The sequence below is a fragment of the Micromonospora sp. NPDC047074 genome, from assembly GCF_040643815.1.
In the GTDB taxonomy this organism is placed as follows: Bacteria; Actinomycetota; Actinomycetes; order Mycobacteriales; family Micromonosporaceae; genus Micromonospora.
Window position 1 is genome coordinate 1 of record NZ_JBEYVB010000068.1, and the last position, 13780, is coordinate 13780.

At 72.9% G+C, this 13780-nt stretch carries 7 protein-coding genes and 1 pseudogene; 6 read left to right on the top strand and 2 right to left on the bottom strand.

Annotated features, from left to right (window positions below):
• Both ABZ809_RS33935 and ABZ809_RS33940 read right to left on the bottom strand, forming a co-directional pair.
• A partial coding sequence (locus ABZ809_RS33935) for an amino acid adenylation domain-containing protein (protein WP_357566749.1) occupies positions 1-4382 on the bottom strand: 4382 nt, incomplete at its 3' end.
• A 151-nt stretch (positions 4383-4533) separates the two neighbouring features.
• The gene (locus tag ABZ809_RS33940; protein WP_357566750.1) at positions 4534-7227 is read right to left on the bottom strand and encodes a sugar-binding protein; all 2694 of its coding nucleotides are present in this window, start codon (positions 7225-7227) and stop codon (positions 4534-4536) included.
• Positions 7228-7644: 417 nt separating this feature from the next.
• Here ABZ809_RS33940 and ABZ809_RS33945 point away from each other — a divergent pair, with 417 nt between their 5' ends.
• The 6 genes and pseudogenes from ABZ809_RS33945 to ABZ809_RS33970 form a co-directional block, all read left to right on the top strand.
• Positions 7645-8808: an ROK family protein gene (locus tag ABZ809_RS33945; RefSeq protein ID WP_357566751.1), complete on the top strand. Its 1164-nt coding sequence runs from the start codon at positions 7645-7647 to the stop codon at positions 8806-8808.
• Between the two features lie 50 nt (positions 8809-8858).
• Complete coding sequence (locus tag ABZ809_RS33950) at positions 8859-9914, top strand: extracellular solute-binding protein (RefSeq protein WP_357566752.1); 1056 nt, start codon at positions 8859-8861, stop codon at positions 9912-9914.
• A 93-nt stretch (positions 9915-10007) separates the two neighbouring features.
• Entirely contained in the window at positions 10008-11081 is a 1074-nt protein-coding gene (locus ABZ809_RS33955) for an ABC transporter ATP-binding protein (protein WP_357566753.1), read from the top strand.
• The gene (locus ABZ809_RS33960; protein ID WP_357566754.1) at positions 11078-12871 is read left to right on the top strand and encodes an iron ABC transporter permease; all 1794 of its coding nucleotides are present in this window, start codon (positions 11078-11080) and stop codon (positions 12869-12871) included. Before ABZ809_RS33955 ends, ABZ809_RS33960 begins: the two co-directional genes overlap by 4 nt.
• A gap of 29 nt (positions 12872-12900) precedes the next feature.
• Positions 12901-13620: pseudogene (locus ABZ809_RS33965) on the top strand (creatininase family protein); the annotation flags it as partial.
• The coding region (locus ABZ809_RS33970; RefSeq protein WP_357566755.1) for an SsrA-binding protein at positions 13605-13780 on the top strand (176 nt) is incomplete at its 3' end. The pseudogene ABZ809_RS33965 and the gene ABZ809_RS33970, both read left to right, overlap by 16 nt.

A 13780-nucleotide genomic window follows, 5' to 3' on the forward strand; every position in this document is an offset into this window, starting at 1 on the left:
TCGAGGGTGCCGTTGGTGCGGAGGCGGCAGAGGTCGCCGGTGCGGTAGAGGCGGCTGCCGGGTGGTCCGTGGGGGTCGGGCAGGAACCGCTCGGCCGTCTGCCCAGGCTTGTTCAGGTAGCCGCGACTGACCACGTCACCGGCGACGCAGACCTCGCCGGGCGCCCCGGGCGGGACGAGCCGGAGTTCCGGGTCGAGGAGATAGATGCGGGCGCCGGCGATGGGGACACCGAGGTCGGGGCGGTGGACCCCGTCGGGGCTCACGGGCCCGACCGTGACGGCGACCGTGGTCTCCGTGGGCCCGTAGATGTTGAACAGGGTGTACGGCGCGCGCTCGGCCGGCCGGGTGGTGAGGGCGTCCCCACCGGTGAACAGCGTGTGCAGGCGGCCCTCGGGCGGCGTGGGCAGCCGGAGGACGGCCTCGGCGACCGGGGTCGGCATGAACGCCGTCGTGATGCCCTCCCGGTGGATCCAGTCGTGCAGCGCGCCGGGGTCGAGTCGGTCGGCGGGGTCGGCGATGTGCAGGGTGGCGCCGCTGACGAGGGCGGGCCAGATCTCCCAGACGGCGGCGTCGAAGCCGAGGCTGGCGATCTGCCCGTGGCGCTCGCCGGGCCCGCTGGGATGGGTGGCCAGATGCCAGTGGACCAGGTTGGTCAGCGCCCGGTGGGGGACCATCACGCCCTTGGGGGTGCCGGTGGACCCGGAGGTGTGGATCACGTACGCCACCTGATCCGGGTGGATGCCGACCGAGGGCGGCGGGAGCGTGGCCCCGGGCGATCCCGTGCCCGGGGCGAGGGTGGTGACGCCGGGGGGTGTGTCGGTGTCGTCGGTGATGACGATGGTGACGGCGGAGGCGGTGATGAGGTGGTGTCGGCGGGTGGTGGGTGCGGTGGGGTCGATGGGGAGGTAGGCGGCGCCGGTTTTGAGGACGGCGAGCATGGCGGTGATGGCGGGGGTGCCGGGTGGGAGGCTGACGGCGATGGGGTGGTCGGGTCGGGCGCCGTGTCGTAGGAGTTCGTGGGCGAGGTGGTTGGACCACTCGTCGAGCTGCCGGTAGGTCAGCGCACCCGCCCCGTCGACGACCGCCGTCACGTCCGGATGCCGTGCCGCCGCGTCCGCCACCAGGCGCGGCACACATCCCAGGTCGCCGGCCGGGACCTCAACCGGGCGGTCGACCAGCCTGGCGAGCCGCTCCCGCTGGGTGTCGGTGACCGCGTCCATCCTGGACAGGGGCCGGTCGGGGTCGGCGAGGACGGCGGTGACCAGGGCGCGGTAGCTGTCGGCCAGCTCTGCGATCGTTCCGGGCTCGTACAGGTCACAGGCGTAGTCGAAAAACACCCCGACCAGGTCCGGTTTCACCTGCACCTGGACGGTCAGGTCGAACTTCGCGACCCCCTCGCCGAGCGGCAGCGGCCGCATCGTGGCCGTGTGCAGCGGCAGCGGATCGGTGCCTTCCAGCGTCGTGAAGACGGTTTGGATGAGGGGTGGGGTGTGTCGGTCGCGGGTGGGTTGGGTGTGTTCGACGAGTTTGTCGAAGGGGATGTCCTGGTGGGTGACGGCGTGCATGAGGACGGTGCGGGAGTGGTGGAGGAATTGGCGGAAGGTGTGGTGGGGGTGGATGTCGACGGCGAGGGGGAGGGTGTTGACGAAGAAGCCGATGAGTTTTTCGGCGTCGGCATCGGTGCGGCCCGTCAGCGGTGTGCCGATGACGACGGGATTCTGTGTGGTGTAGCGGTGGATGAGTAGTTGGAATGCGGCGAGGAGGATGCCGAAGGGGGTGGAACCGGTGTGGGTGGCGAGGGTGTGCAGGGTGCTGAGGGCGTGGGTGGGGAGTTCGGTGCGGTGGACGGCGGTGGGGCCGGGTGTGGCGTCGGGACGCGGCCGGTCGGTGGGTGGGTGGCAGACGGGTGGGGCGTCGCGGAGCCGTGCGGCAAGTTGCTCGAGGTGGTCCTGCGCGTCGGTGGTTTCCCAGCGGTGGCGTTGGCGTTGGGCGATGTCGGCGTACTGGGTCTTCAGCGGTGGCAGCGACGGGGGTCGCTGGTGGATGAGGTCGGTGTAGAGGCGATCGAGTTCGTTGTGGAGGAGGCCGACGGACCAGCCGTCCAGGACGATGTGGTGCCAGGTGAGGCAGAGCACGTGGCTGGTGTTGGTGAGTCGGATCGTGTGGGCGCGTAGGAGTGGACCTGCGGTGAGGTCGAAGGGTTTGTCGAGTTCGCTGCGCAGGATGGTGTGGATGTGGTGGTCGTGGTGTCGGGGGTCGATGTGGGTGAGGTCGTGGCGGGTGGTGTGGTGGTGGGGGGTGGGGTGGATGACTTGGTGGGGGATGCCGTCGTGTTCGGTGAAGGTGGTGCGTAGGACTTCGTGGCGGCGGGTGATTTCGGTGATGGCGCCCTCGAGGTGGTCGAGGTTGATCTCGCCGTCGATGTGCCAGGCGGTTTGGCTGTTGTAGGCGGTGGAGTTCGGGTCCAGGGTGTGCAGGAACCAGAGTCGTTGTTGCGCGAACGACAGCACCCGACCCGGCAGCGAAGCGTCGTCGAGCACCGGCACAGGATCCGGAGCCGGTGCGGCCTGCGTATCCGGGGCCGCGCCCGACGGGATCTCGGCCCGCAGTCGCTCCGCCATGGCGGCCACGGTCTGCGCCTCGAACACCATCGCCGCGGACAGCGGCAGCCCGAACCGGTCGCGTAGCCGGACCGCCACCATCGTGGCCCGCAGCGAGTGCCCGCCCAGGGAGAAGAAGTTGTCGTCCCGGGCCGGCGACTGCCCGAGCACGTCGGCCCACACCTCCGCCACCTGCCGCTCCAGGTCGTCACGGGGCGGCTCGCCGGCTTCCTCCACCGGTTCGGGCAGCGCGGCCCGGTCCACCTTGCCGTGTGGCGTCAGCGGCAGGCCGGCGAGACGCACCCAGGCGGCGGGCACCATGCTCGCCGGCAGGTACCGGGCCGCGTGCTCGGCCAGCGTCGCGTCGTCCGGGCCGGCCTCGGGCACGACGTAGCCGACGAGCCGGGGCCCGGCCGCGCCGGCCTGGTGCAGTCGCACGGCGGCGGCCCGCACACCCGGGTGCCGCAGCAGCACGGCCTCGATCTCACCCAGCTCGATCCGGTGACCGTGCAGCTTCACCTGGTCGTCGACCCGGCCGGCGAAGTGGTAGGTGCCGTCCGGGAGCTGACGTGCCAGGTCACCGGTGCGGTAGAGGCGGCTGCCCGGCGGTCCGTACGGGTCGGGTGGGAAGCGCTCGGCGGTCAGCGCGGGACGGTCGTGGTAGCCGCGGGCCACGCCCGGCCCACCGATGAACACCTCGCCGAGGCTGCCGGCGGGCACCGGATACAGGTCGTCGGTGAGTAGCCGGATGGTGGCGCCCGCGGCCGGATGCCCGAGCGGGGGCGGCCCGTCGCCCTCGACCGTCACCTCCCCGGCCATGGCCAGCACGGTGGCCTCGGTGGGTCCGTACAGGTTGACGGTGGTGAAGGTGTGCTCGGGGCGGGGGCGGGCCAGCAGTTGCTGGCCTCCCGCGCCGAGGATGCGCAGAGCCCGGTCGGGCGTGGCCGGATGGGTCAGCACCGCCTCGGCGAGCGGGGTGGGCATCGTCGCCGTGGTGATCGCGTGCGTGGCGAGCCAGCCCATCAGCCGGTCGGGATCCACCCGGATCTCGTCGTCGGGCAGCCAGAGGCTGGCGCCGGCCACCAGCGGCGCCCAGATGTCCCACACCGAGGCGTCGAAGCCGGGAGAGAACAGGTGCAGGCAGCGGTCGGCGGGGCCGAGCCGCTCCGCGTCGGCCCGCCACCGGGCCAGCCCGCGCAGCGAGCCGTGTTCCACCATGGTCCCCTTGGGAAGGCCGGTGGAGCCGGACGTGTAGATCACGTAGGCGAGGTCGCCTGGCCCGATCGACACGGCGGGCGGCTGGTCGGGGTACCCGGCGAGCGTGTCGTGCTCGTCGTCGAGCAGGACGGCCGCGGTGCCGGGCAGCACCAGATCGTCCCGGAGCAGCGCCCGGGCGGTGACGAGCACCCGCGCCCGGGAGTCGGTGAGCATGTGCCGGACGCGCTGCGGCGGATAGCCGGCGTCGATGGGCAGGTACGCCGCACCGGCGGTGAGCGCGGCCAGGACGCTGACGATGCCGTCGACGCCGCGCGGCAGCAGGACGGCGACCAGGTCACCCCGGCGTACCCCGGCGGCCCGGAGGTGGTGGGCCAGCCGGTTGCTCCGGGCGCGCAGCTCCCCGTAGGTGACCAGGGCGTCGTCCGTGCCCAGTGCCAGCGCGTCGGCCGGGTGCCGGGCGACGGCCTCGTGGACGAGGTCCGCATGGTGCGTACCGGTCCCGGTGGACTCGACGGGTGACCGGGCGGGAACGGGCTGCGACGACTCACCGCTTACCTTGATCATGATGCGCCGGATGCTGCCAGCGCACCGTGGCCACGGTCAATGGAAACGGACCGGGCTAGGGGCTGTCCGGGCGATTGTTGGGGCCGGTCAGCCCCTTGCCGCAGCGGTGCCCCGCCAGCCGATCGGGATGGCGGGGCACCGCTTCTTCGGCTCAGCTCAGCGGAACCTGGCGGGCGAGCGCGGCCCCGCCGGCCTCGAAGGCGGCCAGGACCGAGGTGGGCGTGCCACCGGTGACCGGAACCAGGACGGTCGTCGGGCGGCCGGGGGACACCTGCACCGACCGCTCGCCGAGCGACCGGTCACCGTCCCAGGCGTGCAGGTAGACCGTGCCGGCACGGTCGGCCCGGACGGTCACCGCCACGCCCCCGGCGACCTGCCGCTGGCCGGTCAGCTTCAGCGCCCGCTCGGGCAGCCGGGCCACGGCGGCCGGCGCCACGCCGTCCACCGCCGACTGCGCGATGGTCTGCGGGCTGTGCACGCTACGGGCGGCGGTGTCCGGGAAGACCGGAGCGCTGGGCTGGCGCGCGGCCGGGGTGAGACCGGGCAGGGTCACCAGCCCGTACCGGTACGGGTCGGCCCGGACGCCGGTGAACGTGGACCAGCCCAGCCGCGACTGGGAGCTGAGGTCCTGGGTGTCCGAGTCGTAGACCAGCACGTTGAAGCCCATCCGGGCCGGGTCGACCGCGTCGGGCAGCACCGCGAACGGGATACGCGCCTCGATGGTGTAGCCGGCGTACGGCGCGGTGACCTTGCTGGCCACCGTCATGCCCGGGGCCGTCGTGGCGCCCGGCCCCTGCCGGTTGTCGGCGTCGCGCTGCCAGCACGGCGGGTCGCCGCCCGCGGGGTCGTCGGTGACCGGGAAGATGCCCGCCTTGAACACGGTGGAGGTGTCCGTCGAGTTGCCCTTCGGGTCGACGATGATCTCCACGCTGTCGGTGCGGCGCTGCCGCTTGCAGTCCTGCGGCACCACCTTCCTGCCGAGCACGTCGTCGGTGACCTGCACGAAGACGAGCAGCGCGTCCTCGGTCCAGGCGATCCGGCCGGTGGCCGAGGCGTCCTGCGGGGTGGTTGCCTGCCCCTCCCAGATCCGGGACAGGTCCAGTTCCTCGCCGGGGTACTCGCCGGGGGAGGCGACCCCGTCGACGGCGTGGTCGTGCCCGGCGTGCGGCACCTCGCTGGTGGGTACGATCTCCAGCGCGCCGGTCTCGACGGTGCTGCCGGCGGCGCTGGTGGTGGTGATGGTGATCCCGTAGTCGCCGCCGTCGCCGCCCTCGTTGGCGGTCGGCAGGCTGGCGTCGCTGGTGACGGTGAAGGTGACCGCCCCGGTCGCGCCCGGGGCCAGGTCGGCGTAGCTCTTCGTCGCCGCGTCGGCGGTGAAGCCGGCCGGCAGGCCGAGGGCGACCGTGCCGCTCTGGGCGGTCTCGCCGTGGTTGCGCAGGTCCACTCGGACCGTCCGGCTCTTGCCGGAGCCGACGGTGAGCACCGGCTTGATCAGGGTGTCGAGCTGCGGGTAGCCGCTGTCGCCGGCCCAGCTGCGGAACAGCCCCACCTCGGGCAGCGGTTCCAGGGTGCCGCGCACGTCGGCGACCACCCGGACGGCGCGGTCGGTGCGGCCGGTGCCCTGGCCGGTGCTCACCGACGCGCCGAGGAGGTGCTGCTCGTTGGTGTCGGCTCCGGCGGGGACGGTCACGGTGAAGGTGACGGTGCGCTCCTTGCCGGCCGGTACGGCGCCGCGCAGCGCGCCGGCCCCGGTGGCGGTCCAGCCTTGCGGCAGCCGCAGCGAGACCCGCGGCGCGGTGAGTGCCCGGTCGCGGGGCGCCCGCACGTGGGCGGTGACCTCGACGGTCTGCCCGGGTGCGAGGTCGAACCGGTCGGCGGTCAGGTAGAGCTCGGTGCCCCGGGGCAGCGCGCCGGCCGCCGGGGGCAGCACCGAGCCGCGCAGGATCGCCTCGGGAGAGGTGTCCGCCGGGTCGTACGGGACGCGGCTGTCGACCAGGGTGTAGAAGTCGCAGCGGATCTTCGTGGGGTCGGTGGGGGCGGCGGCGGTGCCGGCCCAGCCCTGGGTGACGTAGTCGCGGCGGGCGTCCACCTCCACCTCGGCCCAGGTCCTGCCGCTGGCGCTGGGCGTGCCCTCCCAGACGCCGAAGACCTGGTCGGTCGGGACGGTCGGCACGAAGCTGGACGCGCACTGCGACCCGGTCGACGAGCTGCCGGTCCCGCCGGTACGCAGGAACTTCGCGGCCCGGAACGGCGTGAGCCCCTCCTTGGCGATCTGCTCGGGGAAGGCCGACGGATCGGCGGCGGCGTGGAACGCCTCGGCGGCGAACCGGGCGGCCTGCTGGTGGTTGCCGTGGTTGCCGGGCGTGGGCGACGGGTTCATCGTCATGACGATCTCGGGCCGGGTCTGCCGGATCACCCGGACGATCTGGGCGAGGGTGTCGCCGTGTCCCCAGATCTGCTCGGACAGGGGCGCGGACGCGGTGTACCAGAAGTCGACGCGGTCGAGGTTGTACAGGTTCTCCACCCCGGCGCGGGCGATCGCGGTGCGCTCCTCGCGCTCCCGGATGATGCCCAGCGGCGGGCCCTCCTCCAGGCCGACGGCGTTGCCGCCGCCCTCGCCGCGGGTGATGGTCACGACGCCGGCCTTGGCGCCATGCTTCTCCTTCCACTGGCCGAGGGTGGCGAGGCTGCCGGCCTCGTCGTCGGGGTGGGCGCTGACGAAGAGGACGTCCAGGTCGACGGTGTCGGCCGGTCGGGCGTCGGTGGGGGCGGCGAGGGCGGTGGCGGGTGTCCCGGACAGGGCCAGGGCGAGCGCCGTGGGGAGCAGGAACGCCTTGAGACGCATGCAGATCCTTTCGCTTGACGCGAGGTCCGCGCAGCGACCGGCGACGTCGGACGCGGGGGCGTCGACGTGGGGTCGCGGTTGGACGGTGAGAGGGCGGTGCGGGGGCGCCGGTGAGGACGGGGCGCCCCGTCACCGGGGGTGCGCAGCGGCACGGGTGTCCGTACACACTGGAAGGCCTTCGCCCGGTGACGCTAGGGACCGGCGCGACGGCCCGTCAATGCTTTGCAAGGTCTTTCTTCTTTTGCGAAAGAAACTAACTCGGCGTCTAGCGGCGCTCTACCGCCCGCGAGGCCAACCCGCCCGTCGCCCCTCGGGGGTGCGGGGATCGGGTGTTTCCGCTGCTCACGAAGGGGTCCGCAAGGTAACGAGACGGTTACATCCCTTGACGCGATAGTTCGTTCGCCGTAGGAAGGAAGTGTGACTGACGTGGTGACGCCACCAACGAGCCCGGTGAGCCGGGAGCGGTCGAAGGAGATCAAGCGGCTGTCCGTGATCTCCACCGCCCGCCAGGTGCGGCTGCTCTCCCGCGCCGAGCTGACCGAGCTCACCGGGCTGAGCCCCGCCACGCTCACCCCGCTCGTGCGCGAGCTGATCGCCGAGGGATACCTCATCGAGCGCGGCCCCGGGACCTCCCGCACCGGCCGGCCGCGGGCGATGCTGGAGTTCAACCCCCGCGCCGAGCTGGTCGCCGCGGTCTCCCTGGAACCGGCCCGGATCAGCTGCGAGATCGCCGACAGCGACGGCGCCGTGATCGCCCACCGCGCGGTCCGGCTCACCGGCGACATCGTCGACACCATCTGCCGCTCGGTGCCCGAGCTGGCCGGCGACGGGCTGCCGGCGCTGCGCGGGGTGGCCATCGCCGCGCCCGGCATCTCCACCGGCGGCGCCGTCCGCCTGGCCCCCTCGGTCGGCCTCGTCGAGGGGCGGCCGGTGGGGGAGTCGGTGCAACAGCGGCTCGGGGTGCCGGTGGTCGTGGACAACGACGTGAACCTGATGGCGGCCGGCGAGCACGCCGTCGGCGCGGGCAGTGACGTCGCCGACCTGCTGCTGCTGCACGTGGCCGACGGCATCGGCGCCGGCCTGGTCCTCGACGGGCAGGTCCGCCGGGGTGCCGGCGGGGCCGCAGGCGAGGTGGGCTTCCTGCCGCTGGACCCGGCCGACCGGGGCCACGACGGGATCGGCCCGTTCGAGGCCCGCTGGTCGGAGAACGCCATCGCCGAGCGGATGGTGGCGCTGGCCCCCGGCCGCCGGCCGGACTCGCCGGTGGCCGACCTGGTGGCGCTGGCCGCCATCGACGAGCGGGCCGCCGCGTACCTGGGCGACGTGCTCGCGGCCTGGGCGCGGCTGATCGTCTCCTGCGTCTGCGTCGTCGATCCGGGGCGGGTGCTGCTCAGCGGCGCCGCCGCCCAGCTCGACGACGCCGCCGTCGACCGGCTCCAGGCGCTGGTCGCCCTCGCCGCGCCGAGCGCCACCGAGGTCCGCCGGGCCGTGCTCGGCGACCGGGCGGTGCTGCACGGGGCGGTCAGCTACGCCCTCTCGGCGGCCGCCGCCGGCCTGCCCACCCTGCTGCCCACTCCCTGACCTCGCACCACGGACACCGCAGTTCGCCCCAACACCCCTCGGAGGTACCCATGAGACGTCGACTTCTCCTCGCCGGTGCGCTGGCCACCGTGCTGGCCGCCGGCACCGCCTGTGGCGGCGGTGGTGGTGGCGACGACGCGGCCGGCGGCGCGACCGCCGAGAAGCTGACCATCTACACGGCCCGCGACAAGAAGGTCTCCGACTACGTCGTGGACCAGTTCACCGCCAAGTACCCCGAGTACAAGGGCAAGGTCGAGATCCTCAACCTGGGCGCCCAGGAGATCCTGGAGCGGGTCCGGGCCGAGAAGGCCAACCCGCAGGCCGACGTCTGGTGGGGCGGCACCCAGCAGGGGCTCTCCGCCGGCGCCGCCGAGGACCTGCTGACCTCGTGGCAGCCGGCGTTCGCCAGCAAGATGGACCCGAAGTACAAGGACCCCGAGGGCCGCTGGTTCGGCGAGATCCTGCTGCCCGAGGTCATCATGTACAACAACAAGGCGCTCACCCCGGAGCAGGCCCCGAAGGACTGGGACGACCTGCTGAAGCCGGAGTGGAAAGACAAGATCATCATCCGGGACGTGGCCGCGTCCGGCACCATGCGGTCGATCTACGCCGCGATGATCGTCCGGCAGTCCCCGGACGGCAGCAACCCGCAGCCCGGCTACGACTGGCTCAAGAAGCTCGACGCCAACACCGGCGCGTACGCCGCCAACCCGACCGACCTCTACCTCAAGCTCTCCCGCCAGCAGGGCACGCTGAGCGCCTGGAACCTCCAGGACGTCCTGCTCCAGGCCAACCAGTCGAACATGCCGTTCGGTTACGTCATGCCGGCCTCCGGCGCCCCGGTGCTGGTCGACGGCCTGGCCACGGTCAAGGGCGGCAAGAACAGCGAGGGCGCGCAGAAGTTCGCCGAGTTCCTCTTCGACGACAAGCTCCGCGCCGACCTGGCCAAGGACTACTTCCAGATCCCGGCCGTGGACATCGCCGAGAAGCCGGAGTGGCTGGCCCAGCTCAACCTCAAGCCGCTGGACGTCAACTGGGACGTGATCGGCAAGAACGAGACCGAGTGGATCAACCACTGGAACAGCCAGATCAAGAACAAGGGCTGACCGCCCGGGCGCCCGGGGGCGGGCCCGTCCCGCCCCCGGCACCCCCCACCTGACGACCGACCAGGTCCGGTACCGCACGAAGGAGAGGACCTCATGATCGATGTCACGCTGGAGTCGGTGAGCAAGCGCTTCGCGCGCGGCGGCGACACCGCGGCCGTGGACGACGTCGACATCACCATCGCCGCCGGGGAGTTCTTCACGCTGCTCGGCCCGAGCGGCTGCGGCAAGACCACCACCCTGCGCATGGTGGCGGGGTTCTACTTTCCCACCTCCGGCCGGATCCGGTTCGGCACCGAGGACGTCACCCGGCGGCCGCCGAACAAGCGCGACACCGGCATGGTGTTCCAGAACTACGCGCTCTTCCCGCACATGAGCGTCGCGCAGAACGTGGCGTACGGGCTGAAGATCCGCAAGGTCGGCCGGGTCGAGTCGCGGCGGCGGGTCGAGGAGGCGCTCGGCCAGGTGCACCTCGCCGGCTACGGCGACCGGCGCATCGACGAGCTCTCCGGCGGCCAGCAGCAGCGCGTCGCCCTGGCCCGGGCCCTGGTCATCCGGCCCCGCACCCTGCTGCTCGACGAGCCGCTGTCCAACCTCGACGCCAAGCTGCGCGAGGAGACCCGGGTCGAGATCCGCCGCATCCAGCGCGAGGCCGGCACCACCTCCATCTACGTCACCCACGACCAGGCCGAGGCGATGGCCATGTCGGACCGGATCGCGGTCATGGAGTCCGGCCGGGTGCAGCAGATCGGCGCCCCGCAGGAGATCTACCACCGCCCGGCGACCAGCTTCGTGGCCCGCTTCATCGGCCGCAGCAACGTGCTCAGCCTGCCGGTGACCACCGCCGCCGAGCAGACCGTCACCGTGGGGCTGCCCGCCGGCGGCGAGATCGTCGTGCCCGCCCCGACGGGGCACGGCCTGCGCCAGGGGGACACCGCGCTGGTCTCCGTCCGCCCCGAGCACATCGGGCTCACCTCGGCCACCGACGCGGGCGCGCTGCCCGGCCGGGTCACCGAGGTGGAGTTCACCGGCATGGCCACCAACCTCGTGGTCGACCTGGCCGGCGAGCCGGTGCAGGTCGCCGCGATCGACGTGCCGGCCGGGATCGCCCCCGGCGACCAGGTCGGGCTGCGGCTGAACCGGGAGCGGATGTGGGTGGTGCGGCCGTGAGCACCATTCCCGCCACCCCCAGCCCGGCGACCGTCGCCCCGGTCACCGGGGAGCCGGCACCGCCGGGCGGCCCGCGCCGCCGGTTCGCCGACCGGTTCGCCGGCGGCACCGGCTCCCGCTGGTTCCCGTACGTCCTGGTCTTCCCGCTGGCGCTGATCCTCTTCGGGTACGTCGTACAGCCGATGTTCGCCACCTTCGCCGAGAGCGTCGGCGTGGACGGGGTGGAGAACTACGGCAGCTTCCTCACCGGCGACGGGGTCGCCCGGTCGTCCCTGCTCACCTCGCTGCTCATCTCCGCCGCCAGCGTGCTGCTCTGCGGCATCGTCGGCGTGGCGATGGCCTTCCTGCTCAAGCGCTTCGCCTTCCCCGGCCGCCGGCTGATCGAGGCGATCATCCTCGTGCCGGCCGCCCTGCCGCCGCTGATCGGCGCCATCTCGTTCCAGCTGCTCTACAGCGAGACCGGCATCCTGCCGCGCGGGCTCCAGCAGCTCTTCGGCACCGACAACCCGGTGCTGCCGTTCAGCGGCATCGCCGGGGTGCTGGTCGTGCACACCTTCACCATGTACCCGTACTTCTACCTGTCCGCCTCCGCCGCGCTCGGCGGGATGGACCCGTCGGTGGAGGAGGCGGCCTACAACCTGGGCGCCGGCCGGGTCCGGGTGTGGCGCACCGTGCTGCTGCCGATGCTCACCCCGGCGCTGGTCTCCGCCTCGCTGCTGGTCTTCATGACCTCGCTGGCGTCGTACACCGCCCCGCTGCTGTTCGGCGTGGACCAGACGATGACCATGCAGATCTACATCAACCGCACCAACGGCGACCTGCCGATGGCCTCCACGTACGCCTCGGTGCTCGGCGTGGTCTCGGTGCTGTTCCTGCTCGGCATGCGCTGGTACGAGGGGCGGCGCAGCTACCGCTCCCAGTCCAAGGGCGTCGCCGCGCACCGGCGGGAGATCACCAACCCGCTCGGCCGGTGGCTGGCCCTGGTCGCGTCGGTGCTGGCCACCGCCGTGCTGCTCGCCCCGGTGGGGACCATCGCCCTGGTGGCGTTCTCCCAGGACGGCTCCTGGACCACCGAGGTCGTACCGGCCGCCTACACGATGCAGAACTTCGTCACGATCTTCTCCGACCCGGAGGCGTTCCAGCCGATCCTCAACTCGTTGCAGATGAGCCTCATCGCGACAGTCGCCTGCGTCGTCGTCGGTGTGCTCATCGCGTACGCGGTGCGGCGGCTGGACTTCCGCGGCCGGGGCCTGCTGGACGTGGCGGTCATGCTGGCCTGGGCGCTGCCCGGCACGGTGGTGGCGATCAACCTGATCTCGGCGTTCAGCACAGGCAACGCGTTCAGCTTCGGCCAGGTGCTGATCGGCACCTTCTGGATCATGCCGCTGGCGTACTTCGTGCGGTTCCTGCCGCTGGTGTTCCGGTCCAGCTCGGCCGCCCTGGCGCAGCTCGACCCGTCGCTGGAGGAGGCCGCGCGCAACCTGGGCGCGTCCTGGTGGCGGGCGTTCGGCACGGTCACGCTGCGGCTGATGCTGCCCGGCGTGGTGGCCGGCGCGCTGCTGGCCTTCGTGCACGGCGTCGGCGAGTTCGTCGCCTCGGTGCTCATCTACACCTCCGACACCGCGCCGATCTCGGTGGAGATCAACAACCGGATGTACTCGTTCGAGATCGGCACCGCCGCCGCGTACGGCATGCTCCAGGTGGTCCTGATCTTCGTGGTGATGGTGGTGTCCGGCCGGCTCGAGGGCGGCCGGCGGTCGAGCCGGGAGGCGGCGAAGTGGACGGCGTGAGCGCGGCCTGGCCGGCGGGCGGCGGCCTGGTGCCCGCCGCCCGGATCCCGGGCGGGGAGCTGGCGGCGGTCGCCGGGGCGGCGGACTTCGCGGTCCTGCCGGTCGGCGCGGTCGAGTGGCACGGCCCGCACCTGCCGCTGGGCACCGACCTGATCCTCGCCGAGGGCTTCGCCGCCGAGAGCGCGCTCGGCGGCGACGGGGCGGTGCCGTCCGGCGGCGGCACCCCGGACGGCACCGCGACCCCGGCCGGCGGGCGCGGCGCGGCGGCGGGCCCGCGCGGGGTGCTCTTCCCCGCCGTGGCGTACGCCGCCTGCCCCGGACAGACCCGGCCGTGGCCCGGGACCGTGGCGATCCGGCCGGAGATCGCGGTCGGCTACCTGGCCGACGTGATCGAGGGGATCGTGGCGGCCGGATTCCCCCGGCTGCTGATCGTCAACGGACACGACGCCAACATGTCCACCGTGCGGGCCGCCATGGAGTGGGTCTCCGGGCGGCGCACGGCGAGCCTGCTGCTGGTCAACTGGTTCCAGCTGGTCACCCCGGCCGAGACCGGGGAGCTGTACGGGCCGCTGCCGGCGCGCGGGCACGGGGGCGCGTACGAGACCTCCGGGGTGCTCGGCTTCGACCCCGGCGCGGTCCGCCTCGACGCGGTCGCCGACCTGCCGCCGAGGCCGAAGCTGCCGGTGACCCACCCGTACGTGCTGGTGGAGTCCCGGCCCGACCCCTGGCAGGGCTGGTCCGGGCACATCTCGCTGGCCGGCGAGGAGGCCGGCCGGCGGGTCCGGCAGCTGGCCGGGACCAGGCTGCGCGAGGTGTCGTCGCCTCCAACAAGAAGGCCCGGCACGACTACTCGATCCTCGACACCTACGAGGCGGGTATGGCGTTGACCGGCACCGAGGTCAAGTCGCT

Excerpts from the sequence above, each read along its gene's own strand:
- ABZ809_RS33940 (WP_357566750.1), bottom strand. The coding sequence starts at position 7,227 with ATGCGTCTCAAGGCGTTCCTGCTCCCCACGGCGCTCGCCCTGGCCCTG.
- ABZ809_RS33950 (WP_357566752.1), top strand. The coding sequence starts at position 8,859 with ATGAGACGTCGACTTCTCCTCGCCGGTGCGCTGGCCACCGTGCTGGCC.
- ABZ809_RS33955 (WP_357566753.1), top strand. The coding sequence starts at position 10,008 with ATGATCGATGTCACGCTGGAGTCGGTGAGCAAGCGCTTCGCGCGCGGC.